The organism is Streptomyces sp. SJL17-4 (assembly GCF_036826855.1).
Taxonomy (GTDB): domain Bacteria; phylum Actinomycetota; class Actinomycetes; order Streptomycetales; family Streptomycetaceae; genus Streptomyces.
The window spans coordinates 621,199-640,002 of record NZ_CP104578.1 but is presented as its reverse complement, the minus strand read 5'-3'; the positions used below and the strand labels follow the sequence as shown (position 1 = coordinate 640,002).

At 71.7% G+C, this 18,804-nt stretch carries 18 protein-coding genes; 10 read left to right on the top strand and 8 right to left on the bottom strand.

The annotated features are described in order from the left end of the window. The first annotated feature begins 11 nt into the window (after positions 1-11). The 5 genes from N5875_RS02590 (at position 12) to N5875_RS02570 (ending at position 4,339) form a co-directional block, all read left to right on the top strand. Positions 12-1,010: an ABC transporter ATP-binding protein gene (locus N5875_RS02590; protein WP_318210604.1), complete on the top strand. Its 999-nt coding sequence runs from the start codon at positions 12-14 to the stop codon at positions 1,008-1,010. After that, positions 1,003-1,674, top strand: a complete 672-nt coding sequence (locus N5875_RS02585; protein ID WP_318210584.1) for an ATP-binding cassette domain-containing protein — start codon at positions 1,003-1,005, stop codon at positions 1,672-1,674. The genes N5875_RS02590 and N5875_RS02585 overlap by 8 nt, the downstream gene beginning before the upstream one ends. Then, the gene (locus N5875_RS02580) at positions 1,671-2,321 is read left to right on the top strand and encodes a hypothetical protein (RefSeq protein ID WP_338491587.1); all 651 of its coding nucleotides are present in this window, start codon (positions 1,671-1,673) and stop codon (positions 2,319-2,321) included. Before N5875_RS02585 ends, N5875_RS02580 begins: the two co-directional genes overlap by 4 nt. Before the next feature lie 119 nt (positions 2,322-2,440). After that, entirely contained in the window at positions 2,441-2,635 is a 195-nt protein-coding gene (locus N5875_RS02575; protein ID WP_015038168.1) for a hypothetical protein, read from the top strand. 117 nt (positions 2,636-2,752) lie between these two features. Next, positions 2,753-4,339: a hypothetical protein gene (locus N5875_RS02570; protein ID WP_338491583.1), complete on the top strand. Its 1,587-nt coding sequence runs from the start codon at positions 2,753-2,755 to the stop codon at positions 4,337-4,339. A gap of 58 nt (positions 4,340-4,397) precedes the next feature. Here N5875_RS02570 and N5875_RS02565 read toward each other — a convergent pair whose 3' ends face one another. Next, complete coding sequence (locus tag N5875_RS02565; protein WP_318210580.1) at positions 4,398-5,195, bottom strand: VOC family protein; 798 nt, start codon at positions 5,193-5,195, stop codon at positions 4,398-4,400. 118 nt (positions 5,196-5,313) lie between these two features. Between N5875_RS02565 and N5875_RS02560 the strand changes: the two genes are divergently transcribed. Then, positions 5,314-6,015: an SUMF1/EgtB/PvdO family nonheme iron enzyme gene (locus N5875_RS02560; protein ID WP_338491581.1), complete on the top strand. Its 702-nt coding sequence runs from the start codon at positions 5,314-5,316 to the stop codon at positions 6,013-6,015. Between the two features lie 240 nt (positions 6,016-6,255). On the opposite strand, the gene N5875_RS02555 is transcribed toward N5875_RS02560, so the two are convergent. Both N5875_RS02555 and N5875_RS02550 read right to left on the bottom strand, forming a co-directional pair. Beyond that, a complete protein-coding gene (locus tag N5875_RS02555) occupies positions 6,256-7,209 on the bottom strand; it encodes a universal stress protein (RefSeq protein ID WP_338491580.1) in 954 nt (317 codons plus the stop codon). Positions 7,210-7,337: 128 nt separating this feature from the next. Continuing rightward, a complete protein-coding gene (locus N5875_RS02550) occupies positions 7,338-7,745 on the bottom strand; it encodes a DUF5997 family protein (protein ID WP_318210577.1) in 408 nt (135 codons plus the stop codon). Between the two features lie 64 nt (positions 7,746-7,809). Here N5875_RS02550 and N5875_RS02545 point away from each other — a divergent pair, with 64 nt between their 5' ends. Together N5875_RS02545 and N5875_RS02540 are read left to right on the top strand one after the other, a co-directional pair. Beyond that, entirely contained in the window at positions 7,810-8,646 is an 837-nt protein-coding gene (locus tag N5875_RS02545) for a LysR family substrate-binding domain-containing protein (RefSeq protein ID WP_318210576.1), read from the top strand. Positions 8,647-8,743: 97 nt separating this feature from the next. Then, positions 8,744-9,322 carry a Type-2Aa cytolytic delta-endotoxin gene (locus N5875_RS02540; protein ID WP_318210575.1) on the top strand — a complete coding sequence of 193 codons (579 nt, stop codon included), beginning with the start codon at positions 8,744-8,746 and terminating at the stop codon, positions 9,320-9,322. Between the two features lie 56 nt (positions 9,323-9,378). Here N5875_RS02540 and N5875_RS02535 read toward each other — a convergent pair whose 3' ends face one another. The 3 genes from N5875_RS02535 to N5875_RS02525 all read right to left on the bottom strand — a co-directional run bounded on the left by N5875_RS02535 (position 9,379) and on the right by N5875_RS02525 (position 13,991). Then, entirely contained in the window at positions 9,379-11,037 is a 1,659-nt protein-coding gene (locus N5875_RS02535) for an FAD-dependent oxidoreductase (RefSeq protein ID WP_338491578.1), read from the bottom strand. A gap of 48 nt (positions 11,038-11,085) precedes the next feature. Then, positions 11,086-11,997 carry a diiron oxygenase gene (locus N5875_RS02530; protein ID WP_338491576.1) on the bottom strand — a complete coding sequence of 304 codons (912 nt, stop codon included), beginning with the start codon at positions 11,995-11,997 and terminating at the stop codon, positions 11,086-11,088. A 206-nt stretch (positions 11,998-12,203) separates the two neighbouring features. Continuing rightward, complete coding sequence (locus N5875_RS02525; RefSeq protein WP_318210572.1) at positions 12,204-13,991, bottom strand: S8 family serine peptidase; 1,788 nt, start codon at positions 13,989-13,991, stop codon at positions 12,204-12,206. A gap of 263 nt (positions 13,992-14,254) precedes the next feature. Here N5875_RS02525 and N5875_RS02520 point away from each other — a divergent pair, with 263 nt between their 5' ends. Beyond that, complete coding sequence (locus N5875_RS02520; protein ID WP_030313028.1) at positions 14,255-14,617, top strand: DUF1304 domain-containing protein; 363 nt, start codon at positions 14,255-14,257, stop codon at positions 14,615-14,617. 7 nt (positions 14,618-14,624) lie between these two features. Continuing rightward, positions 14,625-15,191, top strand: a complete 567-nt coding sequence (locus tag N5875_RS02515; RefSeq protein ID WP_318210571.1) for a TetR/AcrR family transcriptional regulator — start codon at positions 14,625-14,627, stop codon at positions 15,189-15,191. A gap of 29 nt (positions 15,192-15,220) precedes the next feature. Here the strand turns inward: N5875_RS02515 and N5875_RS02510 are convergent, their stop codons facing one another. Both N5875_RS02510 and N5875_RS02505 read right to left on the bottom strand, forming a co-directional pair. Then, positions 15,221-15,610 (bottom strand): hypothetical protein, encoded by a 390-nt coding sequence (locus N5875_RS02510; protein ID WP_318210570.1) that lies wholly within the window; start codon positions 15,608-15,610, stop codon positions 15,221-15,223. 39 nt (positions 15,611-15,649) lie between these two features. Then, complete coding sequence (locus N5875_RS02505; protein WP_338491569.1) at positions 15,650-18,688, bottom strand: carbohydrate binding domain-containing protein; 3,039 nt, start codon at positions 18,686-18,688, stop codon at positions 15,650-15,652. Between the last annotated feature and the right edge of the window lie 116 nt (positions 18,689-18,804).

Below are 18,804 nucleotides of genomic sequence, written 5' to 3'. Positions count from 1 at the left end.
CCGCCGAGAACGTGCTCCGCGCCCTCGAAGCCGTCTCCGCCGAACGGGCGGAGGGCGCGGTCCTCAGCGTCCGCGACCTGAGCGTCCGCTTCCGGCTGCGCGGCGGCCGGACCGTCGAGGCCGTCAGCGACGCCGACTTCGACCTCGGCGCGGGGGAGTGCCTCGCCCTCGTCGGCGAGAGCGGCTGCGGCAAGTCCGTGCTGGCCTCCGCCCTCCTCGGGCTGCTCCCCGCCAACGCCGAGACGTCCGGTACGGCCCTGCTCGCGGGCCCCGAGGGCGCCGACGCGACCGACCTGCTCGCGGTCGGCGAGAAGACCCTCGCCCGCACCGTACGGGGCCGCCGCGTCGGGCTCGTACCGCAGAGCCCCGCCGCCCACCTCACCCCCGTCCGCACCGTACGGTCCCAGCTGGAGGAGACCGTCCGCGCACTCACCGGAACCTCCCGCCGGGCCCGCCGGAAGGCCGCCGAGGACGCCGCGGAGCGGGCCGCCTTCCCGGCCGGGCACCTCGACCGGTATCCGCACGAGCTGTCCGGCGGGCTCGCCCAGCGCGCCGCCACCGCCCTCGCTCTCATCGGCGACGCGCGGTTGCTGCTCGCCGACGAGCCGACCACGGGCCTCGACCGCGACCTCGTCGACCGCACCGTGGACGAACTGCGCCGCCATGCCGACGACGGCCGCGCCCTGCTCCTCATCACCCACGACCTGGCCGCCGCCGCACGCATCGCCGACCGGGTCGCCGTCATGTACGCGGGCCGCATCGTCGAGATCGCCCCCGCCCACCGCTTCTTCGGCCCCGCCGGCCCCCGCCACCCGTACGCCCGAGGTCTGCTCGACGCGCTGCCCGACCGGGCGTTCACCCCGATCCCCGGCATGCCGCCGGAGCTCTCCGCGCTGCCGGAGGGCTGCGCGTTCGCCCCACGCTGCCCGCTCGCCACCGAACTCTGCGCCGACCGCCCCGCGTTCACCGCCGGCCTGGCCTGCCACCACCCGGAGCACCCCCGTGCTTGAACTCGACACCGTCACCGCCGGATACGACCGCCGCGCCCCCGTATTCCGCGGTGCCTCGCTCACCGTCGCCCCCGGCGAGTCCGTCGGACTCCTCGGCCCCAGCGGCTGCGGCAAGTCCACCCTCGCCCGGGTCGCGGCCCTCCTCCACCGCCCGGACGCGGGCCGCCTCGTCCTCGACGGCACCGAGGTCACGGCCTGGCGGCACCGGGCGCCACGCGAACTCCGCACCGCCGTCGGCGTCGTGTTCCAGCAGCCCCGCACCGCCGCCGACCCGCGCCTCACCCTCGCCGACCTGCTCGTCGAACCCCTCCGCGCCACCGGCCGGCGAACCGAGGCGGCCGCCCGCCTCGCCGAACTCGCCCCGGCCGTCGGCCTCACCCCCGACCTCCTCGGCCGCCGCCCGCACGAGGTCAGCGACGGCCAGCTCCAACGCGCCTGCCTGGGCCGGGCCCTGGCCCTGCGCCCCCGCTGGCTGGTCTGCGACGAGATGACCGCGATGCTCGACGCCTCCACCACGGCCGCGCTGGTCGCCGCCGTCGAGACCTACCGCGCCGAGACCGGCGCCGGCCTCCTCGCCGTCGGCCACGACCGTGTCCTGCTGCACCGCTGGTGCGACCGCACGGTGGAGTGGAAGGACTGCCTGCCCGCCGAGGAGCGCGCGTGACCCCGGAACCCCGGTGGACCCCGGAGTCCCCATGGACCCCGGTCACCGAGGACGACCCCCTGGACGGTCTGCGCGCCGCCCTCGCCGCCGCCGACTGCGGCTACGAGCCGCGGTCGGGATACCAGGACCACTGCTGGATCCTCCACCCCGTGCACGACGACGGTGTACGGCTCCGCTGGGACCAGGTCCTGTCGCGGGAGGGCCGACGGCTCGCCGACTGGCCGGGGACCCTGTCGTACCTGGTCTTCGAGGGCGTGGCGGGCGCGGACGACCTCGACGGGCCCGATCCGGCGGAGCTGGACCGCGCCACCCTCGCCCGGCTCGTCGGACATCTGGCCAGGAGCGGGCCCCTGGGCCCCGACACTCCCTGCGGCGCCGCGCAGCCCCCCGTGATGAACCGTCCGGGTGAGGAAGTGGCCGCCCGGCGCGGCCGGCTCGGTGACGCGCTCGCCCACCACGACGCCATGCCCGACTTCCGGTTCCCCGCCACCTGGTGGGCGGCCGACGGGAGTTGGCTCGTCCTCAGCGACGTGGACCTGAGTGCGACGGAGGTCTTCGGGACCTCCGCCCTGATCGAGGGACTGCTCGCCGACCCGGAGCTCGACGCGGTCCGCCGCCCGCGCATCGCCGAGACCCGCGACGGCTGACACCGGCCGGATCTCACCCGTATGGCCGCCCCGCCATTCGCCCGGACGGATCGCGCATTCCGTCACACTGTCCGCCGAACGCCGCAATTCCGGTGCGGCGACGGAGGGACGTGAACGCGATGGCCGTTTCCATTTCTGTCGTGGTGCTGCTGCTGGTGCTGGCCGTGATCTTCCTGCGGAACGGCGGACTCAAGGTCACCCACGCACTTGTCTGCGCCCTGCTGGGCTTCTTCCTCGCCGGCACCAGCATGGCGCCGACCATCCACAACGGGGTCGCCGCCACCGCCAACGTGGTCTCCAGCCTCAAACCGTGATCATTGCCCCGTCATGAACCGCCTGTGAAACACAGGGCAGTTGCATGTACATCTCACGGACTCGGGCCTAGCGTCGGCCGCCGGTGCGACAGTTTGTCAGCAACCCGAGGAGCCGCATTGGCCACCCACCCGCCCCGAAGACGAGCCCGCGCGCTCACGCTGACCGCGCTCGCCGCCGCCCTCCTGGTGGGCTCCGCCCCCGTCGCCCAGGCCGAGGAGATCCCCCTCGGCCTGGGCCACCGCCTCGTGGAGCACTACGAGGGCGCCCCCGCCACCGCGCGGCCCGTGCCGGGCAAGGGCACCGCCCAGCACCCGTACCTCGCCCCCAACGGGCGCAGCGGCATGCACGCCGACGGCGCGGGCAGCGGCACCCACCCCTACCCGGGGCCGCTCGGCCGCGACCCGCGCGTGGACAGCGAGAAGATCGCCCCCGTCGGCGGCGAGTGCGCCACCGTCACCTTCGACTCCGGCGGCCGGCTCGTCACCGTGTGCGGCACCTTCAGCGGCTTCCTGCTGAAGCTGCTCGACCCGCGCACCCTGGACACCCTCGCCGAGTACAAGCTGCCGCAGCGGTCCTCCACCGTCGAGGCCGTCACCCGCCTCGACTTCGAGAGGATCTTCAAGGACACGTCCGGCGGCGCCTACTTCTACCTCGACCACCAGGACCGCGTCGTCCTCGCCGACTCCCGGCAGCACATCCAGCGCATCGCACACCGTCAGAGGGCCGACGGCAGCTGGGAGTTCGTCGTCGAGAACGACTGGGACCTCACCTCCCTCGTCCCGCACGACTGCGTCACCTGGACCAACCTCTTCCCCAGCGGCGTCTGCGACCCCGTCACCTCCGTCATGCCGGACTGGGACGGCCGCATCTGGTGGGTCACCCGCCTCGGCCGCGTCGGCACCGTCGATCCGGCAACCGGTGCGCTGCGAGCGATCCGCCTCGACGGCGAGGAGATCCAGAACTCCTTCTCCGTCGCCGAGGACGGCGTCTCCCTCGTCACCGACCACGCCCTGTACAGCTTCGACGCCGACGCGGACGGCGTCCCGCGGGTGCGCCGGCGCGAGCCGTACGACCGGGGGACCGGGACCAAGCCCGGTTCGGTGAACCAGGGTTCGGGCACCACCCCCGACCTCTTCGGCCTCCACGACGAGTACGTCGCCATCACCGACAACGCCGACGACCGGATGAACGTCCTCGTCTACCGCCGCGGCGCCGACGTCCCCGCCGCCGAGCGCCTCGTCTGCACGGTGCCGGTCTTCGGCTCGGGGGCGTCCACCACCGACAACTCCCTGATCAGCTGGGGCAACAGCCTCGTCGTCGAGAACAATTACGGCTACGAGAACCCGAGTTCGCTCCTCCTCGGCCGCAGCGTCGTCGGCGGCGCCACCCGGATCGACGTCCGCGCCGACGGCAGCGGCTGCGACACCGTCTGGGAGAGTGACGTCCGCTCGCCCTCGACCGTCCCCAAGCTCTCCACCGCCAACGGACTGCTCTACTTCTACGAGAAGCGCCCCCACTCCTGGGGCATCGACGCCTGGTACCTCACGGCCGTCGACTTCCGCACCGGCGACCGGGTCTTCAGCCGCTTCACCGGCACCGGCCTCGCCTACGACAACAACTGGGCCCCGATCACCCTCGGCCCCGACGGCACCGCGTACGTCGGTGTCTTCAACGGCATCGTCGCGGTCCGCGACAGCGCCTGACCGGCACGCCTCCGCCCCGGGACCGGAGCCCCGGGGCGGAGGCGGCATCCCGTGGCGGTCAGACCATCTCGGGCATCTCGCCGACCGTGGTCCTGACGTCGATCACGGCGAAAGCGGCACCCTGCGGATCCAGGATCGCCGCGAAGCGCCCGAAGGGGCTGTCCATCGGCCCGAACAACTTCTGCCCGCCGAGACGTTCGGCCGCTTCGACGGCCTTGTCGCAGTTGTCGACGGCGAAGTAGATCTGGATGTACGAGGGGATCTCCGGCGGGAAGTCCTCCGCCGTCATCTTCATGCGTCCGAGCACCGGGTCCGCGCCGAGGTCGAAGACCCGGAAGTCCATCTGCTCGTCCTGCAGCTTCTTCGAGTTGTAGCCGAAGACGGCGGTGTAGAACGGGTCGGCCTTCGCCGGCTCGCGGGTGAAGACCTCGGCCCAGACGTACGCGCCGCTCTCACCCTCCAGCTCGAAGCCCTCGTGCTGCCCTGCCTGCCAGATGCCGAACGCGGCGCCCGTCGGGTCCAGCGCGATGCACATCGACCCGAAGTCGCCGACCTGCATCGGCTCCATCAGGACGGTGCCGCCCGCGGCCTTGATCTTCTCCGCCGTGGCGGCGACGTCGGGCGACGCGAAGTACAGGCACCAGGCCGACTGCTCCGCACCGTCCTGCCCCGGCATCGGCGGGACGACGGCCGCGACCGCCTTCCCGTTCTTGTAGGCCTGCGTGTAGTTGCCGAATTCCGTGGAGGACTCGCCGAAGGTCCAGCCGAGCACGTCGCCGTAGAACGTCTTGGCAAGCTCGACGTCCTTGAACATCGCGTCCGCCCAGACAGGCGTGCCCTCAGGTCGTACGGCCATGACGGTGACTCCCGTTTCCGATTCGATGTCGTGTTCCTGTGAGCCACGCTAGCCACGCTCGCCCCCGCCCGCTCGGTGACACGACGCGACCGTTCCGAATGCTGCGACCATCGAGGCCATGAGGACACAGGGGGACCACGCGATGATCGAGGTACCGGCGGGCCGGGTCACGCTCTCGGACCGGCGTACGGAGCGGAGCTGGACGGTCGACGTCGGCCCGTTCGTCCTGGGCTCCGTCCCCGTCACGCGGGGACTGTACGAGCAGGTCATGGGCGCGAGGACGAGTACCGCACACGGCGGCCGGCTCCCGGTCGAAGGGGTGTCCTGGGGCGACGCGATCCGTTTCTGCGACGCGCTGTCCGTACACGAGGGGCTCCGCCCCGCCTACCGCGTCCCGGCGGACGACGCCGGCGCCGAGGCACCGGACTGGGACCTGACCGCCGACGGCTACCGCCTCCCCACCGAGGCCGAATGGGAACACGCCTGCCGCGCCGGGACCACGGCGCCGCGCTACGGGCCGCTCGACGAGATCGCCTGGCACCGCGGCAACTCCGGCGAACGCCTTCATGAGGTCGGCGGCCGCCGCCCCAACGCCTGGGGCCTCCACGACATGCTGGGCAACGTGTGGGAGTGGTGCTGGGACGTGTACGACGCCGAGGTCTACGGCAGCTACCGGGTGCTGCGCGGCGGCGGATGGTTCGACGAGCACTGGAGCTGCCGGGCCTCGGTCCGCCGCCGCAGCCACCCGACCCTGCGGATCGACGACGTGGGCTTCCGGCTCGCCCGCACCCTCCCGAGCCGGACGAGCCAGAGCGTGTAGCGGTGGAACAGCTCAGCCCCCCGTAATAAGTACCCATAACCCCTTGAATCGGGCGCGAAAAGGAGGAAACTCGTTCTTACACCGGACAACCGGAAAGAGCCGCACCCGCCGACGGAGACGTCCGAAGGCCCGCGTGACCCTTGTCTTGGCTCTGGCCAGGCCCCCGGCGGGGCCGGTCGGGCACGGAGCCGTCGGCGACGGCCGACGACCGCGCGAACCGACACGGACCGTCGGGGACTGTCATGCCCGGGCCCGCTCCTGCGGTACGGGCGGAACCACGGCGACCGGGCAGTGCGCGTGGTGCAGCACCGCGTGGGCGACCGAGCCGATGAGCAGCGAGCCGAACCGATGCCGGTGGTGACGGCCCACGACCACCAGACCGGCGTCCCGCGAGCCCTCCACCAGCACTCCCGCCGCGTCCCCGGGCAGCACCGTCCGCACGAGCCCGACCTCCGGCCACCGCTCCGCGAACGGCCGCAGCCGCTCCTCCTGCTCCCGTTCCGCCTCCCGTACGAACTGCTCCGCGTCGTCCGCGAGGGGGAGCGGTGGCGGCACCTGGAGCGCCGGCGCCGGGGCGACGACGAGACTGGTCGGCTGCGGGGGCAGCCGGAAGGCCGTCACGGCCTCCAGCGATACGCCCCGGTGGCGCGCCGCCTCGAACGCGAAGTCCACCACCTCGTCCGGAGTCTCCTCCGGGTGCAGACCGAGCAGCACCCGGCCGCCCTCCGCACCGCCCTCCAGGGCGGCCGCGCGGGCCTCGTGCGGGACGACGACGAGCGGACAGGGCGCCGTCGCGGCGAGCGTACGGCTGGTCGAGCCGAGCAACAGGCTCGCGAAGCCGCCGTGCCCGCGGGAACCGGTCACCAGGAGCCGCGCGCCCCGAGCCGCCGCCGGCAGGGCGTCCGTCACGGAGCCGTCGAGCGACTCGTACCGTACGGGCATGGAGTGCCCGCGCTTCTCGACGACCGTCCGTACGGCGGCCATGACCGCGTCGGGCAGCTCGGGGGACGGCCCCAGCGAGGCGATTCGGGCGGCGCCGAGCTGGAGGGCGTCGGAGCGCACATGGGCCACGACCAGCGGCGATCCCAGGTGCTCGGCGGCGCTCAGGGCCCATTCGAGGGCCCGGAGACTGTGCTCGGACCCGTCCACACCGACGACGACGGGCGGCTCGGACGCGGTGTTCGTGTCACTCATGAGGGAATGGATCCCGCGCCCGCGCGTGCGCCACACCGGTCAGGACCGGTCACGACCGATCCGAGGGGAAACGACGGCGGACCGGTACCGACGGCGAAGCCATCGGTACCGGTCCGGCGGTGAAGCGGTCAGGCGCCCTGCTGGCCTCGGGCGCGCGCGGCGCGCTCCGCGTCGCGCTCCTTGATGCGGACGGTCTCCTTGCGGACCTCCGCCTGGGTGGCGCGCTCCTTCTGCAGCCACTCGGGAAGCTCCTGCCGGAGCTCCTCGATCTGCTCGGTGGTGAGCGGGTCGGTGATGCCACCGCGCGCGAGACCGGCGATGGAGATGCCGAGCCGCTGCGCGACCACGGGGCGGGGGTGCGGACCGTTCTGCCGGAGCTCCTGGAGCCAGGCCGGGGGATTGGCCTGGAGCTCGTTCAGCTCGGTGCGCGAGACGACACCCTCCTGGAACTCTGCGGGGGTGGCCTCGAGGTACACACCCAGCTTCTTCGCCGCGGTGGCGGGCTTCATCGTCTGGGTGCTCTGGTGCGACGTCATGGTGTCAAGGGTATCGAGCGTGCGGGCGAGTTCCGACCACGGCAGCTACCGGTAACCTGGCGGAGTGACAGGCTCGGACGCTTCCCCCGCGGATTCCCCCTCTTTCCCCTCCTCCTCCCCTTCCTCCTTCAGGCTCGCCTACGTGCCCGGAGTGACGCCCTCGAAGTGGGTGCGGGTCTGGAACGAGCGCCTGCCCGACGTACCCCTGACGCTGCTCGCCCTGACGCCCGCCGAGGCCTTCGGCGCCCTCCGCGAGGGTGCGGCCGACGCCGGTCTGGTCCGGCTCCCCGTGGACCGGGACGACCTGAGCGCCATCCCGCTCTACACGGAGACGACGGTCGTCGTCATCCCCAAGGACCACCTGCTCGCGGCGGCGGAGGAGGTCACGGTCGAGGACCTCGCCGAGGAGCTCGTCCTGCACCCGCTCGACGACACCCTCGGCTGGGAGCAGCTGCCCGGCCTCCCGGCGAACGAGCGCCCCGAGACGACCGCCGACGCGATCGAGCTGGTCGCGGCGGGCGTCGGCGTGCTCGCCGTGCCGCAGTCCCTCGCCCGGCTGCACCACCGCAAGGACCTCACCTACCGGACGCTGACCGAGGTCCCGCAGTCGCGGGTGGCCCTGTCGTGGCGGGCCGCGGACGAGGCGCCCGACCTGGTGGAGGAGTTCATCGGCATCGTGCGCGGCCGCACGGTGAACAGCACCCGGGGCCGTCGCGCCGAGGCCCAGAAGGGCCAGAAGCAGCCGAAGGACCAGAAGGAGCGGAAGTCCGGGGCCAAGCCCGGCCGGTCCGGGAAGCCGGGTGCCGGCTCGCGTACGGGCAAGCCCACGGCCCGGAAGCCCGGCGGTGCCGGAGGTTCCGGCCGGGGCCGGACCGGCGGGAAGCCCCGCAAGCGGTCCTGACCCGCTGCCCGTCCGTACGGCGGACGCCGCTCCTTCGGAGGGGCGGGTGCTCGGCATACTGACCCCTCCTGATCATCGAGATCACCCAGGAGGAGCTTTGGCCGCCAGTTTCAGGACCGTCGTCGAGGTGGGAGCGGATCATCTCGCGCAGGCCCGGTCCATCGACCGGGTGTTCCAGGAGGCGATCGCGCCGGCGACCGTCAACTTCGACTTCGAGGCGATCCGGGAGGCCGCCGCGGCCGTCCCGGACAGCACCGTGGTGAAGATGGTGCGGGGCTGGGGGCTCCAGGAGTACGCCCCCGTCCTGGTCATGGTCCTCTCCCTCAAGGAGGCCGTCCGGCAGGCGCTTCCGCCGGAGTGCGCGGAGGCCGGGTTCTGGGCCACCGTCGAGCGGGAGCTCGTCCAGGCCTTCACCGGCCTCGCCGCGCAGGAGGGGCAGCCCGGTCTCTCCTTCTACGAGGAGTCGGGGGAGCGGACCCGGTTCTACCGGGACCTGTTCTTCGCCCTGCAGGACGAGGAGACCGGGGAGCACATGTACGCCCTGGCCTTCTGCGTCGACGTGACCGTCGAGCTGCCGAAGGCGCGGGCCGTCGCCCTGGAGCTGACGGACATCGTGCCGTTCGCGGTCCGGCTCAACGCGATCGTGGTCCGCCAGGCCCTGGACCTCGTGGCCTGACGTCCCACGTCGCGGTGGATCGCCGGCCCGCCGTCCCGGGCCGGACCTTCAGACCTTCAGATCTTCAGACGTCGGCGGCTGCCCCGCGCCGCCGCGACGAGCTCCGGCAGCGTGGCGAGCTTGACCCGGGGGCGACCCGCCTCCCGGCCCCTGGCCCGCTCGGTCCGGTCGATGGCCGCGAGACCGCGCGCGTCGACGAGATGGCGGCTGCGCTTCCGCGCGAGTCGGTGGAAGTCCCGTGCCGTGCCCGTCGGCGTCGGCAGTGCCCCGGAGACCGCGTCCGCGAGCAGCGTCCCGACGGTCTCCTCCGCGCAGGCCCGATTGGCCCCGATACCGCCGGAGGGCCCGCGCTTGACCCAGCCGACGACATAGCCGCCGGGCAGCCCGGCCACCCGCCCGGCCTCGTGCGGCACCGTCCCGGTCGCCTCGTCGAAGGGCAGCCCCGCCAGGGGGACCCCCCGGTAGCCGATCGCCCGGACGAGGAGACCCGCCTCGATCTCCGTACCGGACGGCGATCCGTCCTCCGTGACCCGGACCGCGCGGACCGCGTCGGTGCCGACGGCCTCGACCGGGGCGGAGTGGAAGCGGAGCACGATCCGGCGCCGGTCCGGTGCGGGGGCCCGAGTCCAGTCCACCGTCTCCCGCGTCACGTCCCTCAGCAGCGCGGCCTTCTCCCCGTCCGCCGCCGCGTCCACGGTCGCGCCGGTGCGCGGGTCCCGGTCGTCGACGACCAGGTCCACCCCCGGGAGGTGCTTCAGGGCGAGCAGTTCGGAGCTCGTGTACGCCGCGTCCTCGGGGCCCCGGCGGGCGAGCAGGACCACCTCGCTCACCCGGCTGCCGCGCAGGGCGGCGAGGGCGTGGTCGGCGATGTCCGTACCGGCGAGGGCGTCGGGGTCCGTGACGAGGACCCGGGCGACGTCGAGGGCCACGTTGCCGTTGCCGACGACGACCGCCCGCTCGGCGGTGAGCCGGACGGCGTCCGCGCCGGTCTCGGGATGCGCGTTGTACCAGGAGACGACGGAGGTCGCCGAGACGCTGCCGGGCAGGTCCTCGCCGGGGATGCCGAGCCGCCGGTCGGAGGGCGCGCCCACCGCGTAGACCACCGCGTCGTGGTGCGCGGCGAGTTCCTCGACGGTGACCTCCTTGCCGATCTCCACCCCCAGCCGCATCCGGACCCGGGGGTGGGCGTGGAAGCGGGCGAAGGTCTCCCCGGCGCCCCTGGTCGCCGGGTGGTCCGGCGCCACGCCGTACCGCAGGAGTCCGCCGGCCACCGGCAGCCGGTCGATCAGGGTCACCTCGGCGTTGGTGTGGAGGAGGAGGTCCTCGGCGGCGTACATGCCCGCGGGTCCCGTGCCGACGACCGCGATCCGCAGCGCGGCGAAGTCGGCCGGCAGTGAGCGGGGGAACGAGGGCGCGCCCCACGGGTGGAAGTTGGGCGAGACCAGGGCCGGTTCGGGCGTCCGGTCCGTGTAGTAGCCGGCGTTGATGGCCTCGTACTCCCGCAGCCGTCCGGTGAGCCGGTCCGCCGGGAAGATCGCGTCGACGGGGCAGGCGTCGGCGCAGGCGCCGCAGTCGATGCAGGCCTCGGGGTCGATGTACAGCATCTCCGTGGTGCCGAAGTCCGGTTCCTCGGGCGTCGGATGGATGCAGTTGACCGGGCAGACGGCGACGCACGTGGCGTCGTTGCAGCAGGTCTGGGTGATCGCGTAGGTCATGTCGTCGGCTCTGCTCTGCTCTTCTCGGAGGGGCTCGGCTCGGAGGGGTCAGACGAGGTGGGCGCGCTGGTAGAAGAGGAGCGCGGGCCGGGTCAGCATCCCGACGTCGGCCAGGAACTCCATGAGTCCGGAGCAACTGGCGCGCAGCTGTGCCTTGTAGTGCTCGTTGGCGGCCGCCTCGCGGCGGGCCCGCTCGGGGTCGAGTCCGGCCCGTACGTACACCTCCGGGTTCACCAGGCTGGTGATGATGTAGTACGCGGCGATGGCCACGACGAGGGCCTGGAAGTGCCGGCGGGCCCTGCTCGCGCGGGCGAGGGCGCGGCGCGTCTCGTCCCGGGCGAACTTCATGTGCCGGGACTCCTCGACGACATGGATGTTGCTGATGGTGCGGACGAAGGGGACGACCCGCTCGTCGCGCATCCAGTCGCGCTGCATGACGTCGAGGACCTCCTCGGCGACGAGGATTCCGGCGTACGCGGCCTCGCCGAAGCCGACGGTCTTCATGAAGCGCCCGAGTTCGAGCACGGCCCGCTTGGGCCGGTACGCGGGCGCGCCGAGCTTCTGGGAGCCGCGGGCGAACATGATGGAGTGCCGGCACTCGTCGGCGATCTCGGTGAGGGCCCACTGGAACCGGGGGTCGGTGTGGTCCATCAGGTAGATGTCGCGGAGCACCATCTGCTGGAGGATCATCTCGAACCAGATGCCGGTGCTGGCGACCGAGGCGGTCTCCTGGCGGGTCAGCTCCTTGCGCTGCTCCTCGGTCATCTCGTTCCAGTAGGCCGTGCCGTAGAGGGAGTTCCACTCGGGGCTCTGGCCGTGGAAGTCCTTGTCGAGGGGGGTGTCCCAGTCGACCTCGACGGCGGGGTCGTACGACAGCTTCGCGGCCGACCCGAGCAGCCGCTCGGCCGTGGAGCTGTCGAACCGACCCTCGTTCTCCGGGCGAACGGTGCTGCTTGCCATGGTGCGGCTCCTTGGATCGCGCGATCGGCGGCTCGAACGCTTATTAGACTGTGCGTCTAGCAAGCTTGTTGGACGGAACGTATAACAAGGGGACCCGGTGGGCCTACCCCTCGGTGCGGACTTTTTCCCGCGGGTACGCGAAACGGGGCCGGAACCCCGTGGGTTCCGGCCCCGTCAAGGGGTCACGCCGTGTCGGAACGGCAGTGTCAGAAGGTCAGGTTCCAGGCGTCGATCCTGCCCGTGTCCTGGCTCGCGTTGTCGTTCACCCGGAGCTTCCAGACACCGTTCGCGACCTCCGCCGAGGCGTTGACCGTGAACGTCTGGACGAGGTTGTCCGTGCCGCCGCCGGCCCGGTTGTGGACCGTGTAGACGGTGCCGTCCGGCGCCACCAGATCGACCTTCAGGTCACCGATGTAGGTGTGCTTGACGTCCACGCCCACCTTGAGCGTGGCCGGCGCGTTGCCCGTCACGCCGCTGACCGTGATCGGGCTCTCCACCGTGGCGTTGTCGGCGATCGCGACATCGGTGAGGTTCTCGAAGTACTTGCCGGGCGGCGGAGTGGTGCCCCCGACGGCCTTCAGGGCGTCGACCGCGCCCTCGCCGAAGAAGCCGTTCTTGGTCGTGGTGCCCTTGCAGCGGGTGTCCGAGGGGCACGCGCGGTCCGTGGCCTGGACGCCCAGCTGGTCCCGGATCTGCGCCGGGGTGAACGAGGGGTTCGTGCTCGCGATCAGCGCCGCGACGCCCGCCACGTGCGGGGACGCCATCGACGTGCCGTTCATGTTGCCGTACTTGCCGCCCGGGAGCGTCGAGTAGACGCCGGAGGCGCCGTCGCCGCCGGGGGCCGCGATGTCGATCACGCCGTTGCCGAAGTTCGAGTACGAGGCCTTGGCGCCGCCGTTGCCCTGCGCGGCGACGGTCACGACGCCCGGGAGCTCCGTCGGGATGTCGATGCAGGCGTTGGTGATGGTGCGGGTGACCGGGGTCGAGTCGTTGGGGGACTCGGAGTCGGTCGTCTTGTTCGCCAGGTCGTAGTTGGAGTTGCCGGCGGCGGCGACCTGGAGCGATCCCTTGCCCTCGGCGTACTCCTGGGCCCGGCGGACACCCTCGATGATGGCGCCCTGGTCCACGTTGTCCGGGCAGTTGAACTGCCACGGGTCCGTGTAGTAGCTGTTGTTGGTGACCTTGAAGCCGTGGTCACCGGCCCACATGAAGCCGCAGATCGTGTTCTCCGCGAAGAACAGGCTGCTGGACGGCTCCGCGATGCGGACGGAGGAGATCTTCACGCCCGGCGCGACGCCGATGACGCCCTTGCCGTTCTTGGCGGCCGCGACGGTGCCGGCGACGTGCGTGCCGTGGGTGCCGACGTCACGCCAGGCGCCCGCGCGGGTGTCCGCCTTGCCGTAGGCGCAGGAGGCCGAGTCGGCGGCGTTGAAGTTCGGCGCGATGTCCTGGTGCTGGTCGTCCACGCCGGTGTCGAGGATGCCGACCTTCACGGTCGCCGAACCGGTGGTGACCGCCCAGGCCTGCTCGGCCTTGATCTGCGTCATGTCCCAGCGGTTCGACTCCGTGAGCGTGGTCGTCGACTGCGCGGGGTTGGCCGGGAGCGCCGGGTTGTAGGCGTCGGCGGGGACGTCCGAGGTGCGGGTCGCCCCGACCTGCTGGACGCCGCCGACCGTGCGCATCGCCGAGGCGAACGACGCGGACGTCGAGTGCGCCACGATCACGCCGATCGCGTCATAAGTGGCGAAGACCGAACCGCCGTTGCTCGTCACCGCGCCGCTGACCGCCGAGGTGCCGCCGGGTGCCGTGATCACCAGGTACGCGCGGGTGCCCGCGGCCCAGGCGGCCGGAGCCGCTGCCGGTGTCGTCGTGCTGGTGCTCTGCGTCGCCCCCGCCGAACGGGCCGCGACGGGCTCCGTGTCGGTCGGTGCTGCCTGGGCGAATCCTGCGGGAGCGGCGAGCGCCACGGTCGTACCGAGCGCCGCGGCGGCCATGGCCGACGTTCTCAACCGGCTGGATATGAGGGAAAACAATGCGTCCTCCGATGACCCGGTGGCGCGGGTGGCGCCCGCCGGGCCCTGTGATGTGTGGGGTGGACGCAAGATCCCAGAGTCGCGAGGCGGAAGGAAGCATTCTGTCCAAGAAGCCCGTTCGCGTTACGCACTGTTGACCGAACGAGGCGATTTCCTGGACAGCTGTCCATGTATAGTGGACATCTGTCCAGGAAATCCCGGGCGGTGAACGCGAGGAGACGACGGTGGAGACGACGGCGAACGTGCTGGTGGGCCTGGTGGCCGCCCTGCACGCGTACATCCTTGTTCTGGAGATGTTCCTGTGGGAGAAGAAGCCGGGACGCGGCCTCTCCGGCTTCGACGCCGACATGGCCCGCGCCACCGCACCGCTCGCCGCGAACCAGGGCCTCTACAACGGCTTTCTCGCCGCCGGACTCGTCTGGGGCCTGATCGCCGACGACCCGACCGGCTTCCGGGTCCAGGTCTTCTTCCTCGGCTGCGTCGTCATCGCCGGTCTCTACGGCGGTCTCACCGCCAACCGCCGCATCCTGGTCGCCCAGGCACTCCCGGGAGCGCTCGCCCTCGGCGCCGTCCTGCTGAGCCGGTGACCCGGCCGTGACCGCGACACCCGGAGACCCCCGGGCGGCCAGGACACGGGCCAAGCTGCGACAGGCACTCTTCGACGAGTGCGCCGAGCACCCGCTCGCCGACGTCACCATCGCCACGCTCGTACGCCGGGCCGGCGTCGGCCGCGCCACCTTCTACGTGCACTACAGCGACCTGGAGGCACTCGCCGTCGACGCCTGTGCCGACGTCGTCCGCGACGCGGTGGACGCCCTGCACGCCTGGCGCGGCACCCCCGACCCGGCGACCCCGCCGCCCGCGCTGCTCGACTTCCTCGCCGAACTCGCCCCGCACGCGGGCCTCTACCGCACCCTGCTGCGCCCGGGCGGCGGCGGACCGCTCGGCCTCGTGCTCCATGAGGACCTGCGGGCCCGCAGCTTCCACGAGCGCAGCCTGGCCGGTGCCCCCGAGCCGGAACTGATCGCCTCGGCCGTGGCCGCGACCTTCGCCGGTGTCCTCGCCGACTGGCTGCACGGCCTGGTGGAGGGTGACTCCGACCGGATCGCCCACCAGATCTGGCGCCTGCTCGTCACCCTGCACCGCACCCCGCTGGGGTAGCGCGAGCCGGCCGGGGTGAAGGTGCCGGCTCAGACGGGGTGGTGGCGCCCCCAGCGCCGGTTGACGACAGGGGGCGCGATCCCGACCGCCGCCATGATCGCGGCGGCGACCCAGTACCGCGTCCCCTGCCCCAGCGCCAGGACCGTGACGATGCCGATCCCGGTGCCGAAGCTCAGGCTCAGCGAGGGCCACCAGGCCGCGCGGCGCAGCAGTCCGGGCACGGAGTAGAGGGTCACGATGAGCCCGGCGAACGCCGCGAACTCGTACCAACCGCCACCCTCGGGGAGGCTCCAGCCGACCCCACCCCTGGTGCCGCGGCTGTGCTGCTCGGGCACCATGTGGACCGCGCCCGCCGCACCCCAGCAGATCGCGCTCGCCCCCACGGAGCCGATGGCGGCCCGCCACCCCTCGCTGATCATGCGCCGGATGCTACAGCCCGTGCCCGGTCAGGCGTTCGACTACTTCAGGTACGGGCCCGCCGTGCCGATCCTGCCGGGGCCGTTCAGGACGTACACCCGCAGGTTGCCCTTGCCCGGTGCGCCGACCGAGAGCATGCCGTTGGAGACGGTTTTCACGTCGCCGGAGACCGCGTCGGTGTAGGTGCCGTTCGGGATGCCCGTGTACGTGGCGCCGCCCGAGACCGTGACCAGGGCGAAGCTGTCCGTACTCCCGCTGGTGTAGCGGCGCTTGAACGCCATACCGCCCGAGATGCCCTCCGTGGAGTACTGGCCCGTCTGGAGCGCGGGGACGGCCCGGCGGATCTGGTTGAGCCGCTGCACGTGCTTCACCAGGGGCTGCTCCAGCGTGGTCGCGACCGCGCCGGACGCCGACGACACCTGGGAGAAGCCGGAGGCCGTGACCGAGCCGGCGACATGGTCGCCGAAGTACGCGCGGCCGGTCGTGGCGAGCGGGCAGGACGGCCCGCAGTCGATCTTCTTGCCCTTCTGGAACTCGATCTCGGAGCCGTAGTACAGCGTCGGGATGCCGCGGAAGGTCCACATCAGGGACATGTTCTCCGCCCAGGCGTCGGTGCCGCCCGTGTACCGCTCGCTCGACTTGTTGGGCCCGTAGTCGTGGCTGTCGACATAGACGACGTTGTAGGTGGCGTCGTTGTAACTGTCGTCCGAGTCCTTGCCGTTGGAGAAGGCGTTGTACGCGTCACCGAAGTTCATGTGCATGCGCATGTCGATGACGTTCATGCCGGAGAAACGGCTGTGGTCGGGCGTGTGGTAACTGTTGCCGTTCAGGAAGGCGTTGGTCGAGGTGGGCTGGCTGCCCGTGCCCTGTTGCTGCTCGTAGTCGTACATCTCCAGGGCGGCCTTGGTGTCGTCCGCGTCGTACTCCTTGCGCTCCTTCCAGGTGAAGAACTGCGCCGAGTGGTTCACCGAGCCGCGGTTCCACTTGTCGTTCACGAAGGCGGCGACCTCGCCGAAGACGAAGAAGTTCTTCGCGGCCTCGGCGCCGTGGCTCTGCGTCACCCGCTCCTGGATGGCCGGCAGGAAGCGGCGGTTCCAGGTGGTCCGCGGGATGTGCACGGCGGTGTCGACGCGGAAGCCGTCGACGCCCATGTCGATGTACTTGTCGAAGGCGCCGATCAGATAGTTCTGGACGGTCGGGTTCTCGGTGTTGAGGTCGGCCAGGTCCTCGTGCAGCCAGCACGAACGGGAGTCCTCGCCCTCCCAGTTGCCGATCCAGCACTGGTGGAAGAGCGCCTTCGGGAACATCCCGGACGTAGGGCTCGGCCACTGGCAGTTGTAGACGGTGTACCCTTCGGCGCTCTTGCCGCCGGTGGGCTCGCCCCAGTTGAGGCAGGTGTTGCCGGCGGGCTCGGCCGTCGACCACAGGTCACCGTTGTAGTACGACTTGCCGGTCTTCGGGTCGATCGTCAGGCCGTCGTACTCGAAGCCGGGCTGCTTCTCGTCGTAGTACCAACTCCACTGGCTGTCCCGCACGCCGTACACGGTGGGCGTGAACAGGCCCTTGGCGCCCCAGCGCGAGGAGTGGTTGTAGACGACGTCCTGGTAGATCTTCATGCCCTTGGCGTGGGCGGCGTCGATCAGGTCCTGGTAGGAGGCGCCGGCCGACTCCAGACGGGGGTCGACCTTGTAGAAGTCGTAGCCGTGGTAGCCGTGGTAGTCGTAGTCCGAGCGGTTGAGGACCACCGGGGTCACCCATATCGCCGAGAAGCCGAGGCCCTTGACGTAGTCCAGCTTCTGGATGAGGCCCTTGAAGTCGCCCCGGAACATGGGGTCGTCGTTGGCCGCGTTGCCCGACTTGGTGTGCTGGCTGCCGCCGCGGTTGTTCGACGGGTCGCCGTCGTTGAAGCGGGCGGTGAGCACGAAGTAGATCGGGTCCTTGCGCGGGTCGGTGCCGAGGGGCTTCCCGGTGCCGGGGCCGGCCGGCTTGTCCCCGGTGGTGGCGGTCGCGGGCGCGGAGGTGGCGGAGACGTTGCCCGCCGCGTCCACGGCCCTCAGCGTGTAGGTGTACGCGGTCCGTTCGGCGAGGCCCGTGTCGGAGAGAACGGTGGAACCGACATCGGTGACGACCGTCCCGCCGCTGCCGCCGACCCGCGTGACCTGGTACTTCGCCACGCCCTTGTTGTCGGTGGCGGGGTCCCAGGTGAGCAGCACCGAGGTGCCGTCCGCGGCGGCGGTGACGTTCGCGGGGGCGGTCGGGGCCTGGGTGTCGGGTACTTCGGCGGCGCACGGGTCGGCGGCGTTCGCCGTCACCGCGTTGTTCCGTACGGTGCTGACGCCCGTGCCGATCGTGTAGTCGGCGCCGCCGTTGTTGTCCCAGGTGCCGTTGCCGTTGTTGAAGGCGGCCTTGAGGGAGGTGGCCGGGCCGAGGTCGACCTCCCGCTTCCACCAGCCGGCGCAGGCGGACTGCATGCCGGCGCCGGGGGCCGTGGTCCAGGCGCCACCCGCGGGCTGGTAGTGGATGTTGGCGGTCGACCAGCCCAGGGCCTCGGTCGAGTAGTAGACGGTGGCCTTCGCCCCCGGCGTCGGGGTCGGTCCGGGCTCGGTTCCGGCGCAGGGGTCGGAGTGGGCGATCACTCCGTCCTTGACGGTGATGGCACCGGTGCCGAGGGCGTAGTTCCGGCCGCCGTTGTTGTCCCAGGTGCCGCTGCCGTTGTTGAAGGTCGCCTGGAGGCCCGTGGCCGTACCGAGGGTGACGGTCTTCTTCACCCAGTCCGTACAGGCCGCCTCCATGGCCACACCGGGGACGGTGGTCCACGAACCGCCGTCGGGCGCCCAATGGAGCTTGTACTGCGCCCAGTTCTTCGTCTTCGTCCAGTAGAAGACGGTGGCGGTGTTCTCGGCGGTGGCCGCGACCGGGGCGGTGCGCGGGGCACCGCCCGAGGCGGGTCCGGCGGACGGTGCGGTCACCAGGCCGAGGACGCCCGCGGCGACCCCGAGAGCGGCCAACGGCCGGAGGGGGAGCCGTCTGTGACGGCGTGTCAGTCCGTGATTTCGTGACAGTCCGCGTGTGCGTGTCATCCGAATCTCCAGGCAGGGCCGCGCGTCACCGGGCAGAGCTCTGCCCCGGACGGGAGTCGAAGCCCTATGGAAACGCTGTCGGAAAGTTGCAGAAACATCTTGCGTGGCCGGAACGT